Here is a 516-nt window from a genome sequence, read left to right as displayed (position 1 = left end):
ATTTCCCATCATCCTCCAGCCAGCGTGAGTTCTCAGTGTGTGTGGTTAGTTTTAAAAGCAGAATTTGAGCATGTGAGCAAAGACAGCTGTAACACAATTACAGAGAAAAAGAACCCAACTCTTTCTGCTTATCCAGAAAGCTTTCATCTTTTAAAAAAAAAAAAGCACACTAATTTAGTGTGCTTTTTTTTGCCTAAATTTTAAGGGGATAGCGCAGTGCTATCCCCAAAGACTATTTAAATGGAAAGAAATGAGTAAATAGATATATAACGCTTAAGTATTCCCGCTTGCCATAGTAACGATGCGTTTTAAAGTCCAACGCAACAACACAGGGATACATTCCATGCCTTTCTCTTCGCAGTGAGACACAATGGCTAGAGCCAAATCTGGCTTCGCATGTTTTTTCAAAACGCGGTTAACCACTTTCTTCGCCGGAATTGGATGGTCGTGAGGGACTTTGATCATGTCCTTAAAGAAAAGCTCGAACCCATGATTATAAAGAAAATGCTCGATGTC

The 516-nt window shown here is 39.5% G+C and carries 1 protein-coding gene and 1 pseudogene; one reads left to right on the top strand and one right to left on the bottom strand.

Annotated features, from left to right (window positions below):
- Positions 1 to 204: hypothetical protein (locus R7E78_RS30590; protein ID WP_318059204.1), on the top strand; the 204-nt coding region annotated here is incomplete at its 5' end.
- 69 nt (positions 205 to 273) lie between these two features.
- Here R7E78_RS30590 and R7E78_RS30585 read toward each other — a convergent pair.
- Positions 274 to 516: pseudogene (locus tag R7E78_RS30585) on the bottom strand (ATP-dependent endonuclease); the annotation flags it as partial.

The sequence above is a fragment of the Vibrio sp. YT-19(2023) genome (assembly GCF_033337395.1).
This window is presented reverse-complemented; position numbering and strand designations above follow the sequence as displayed.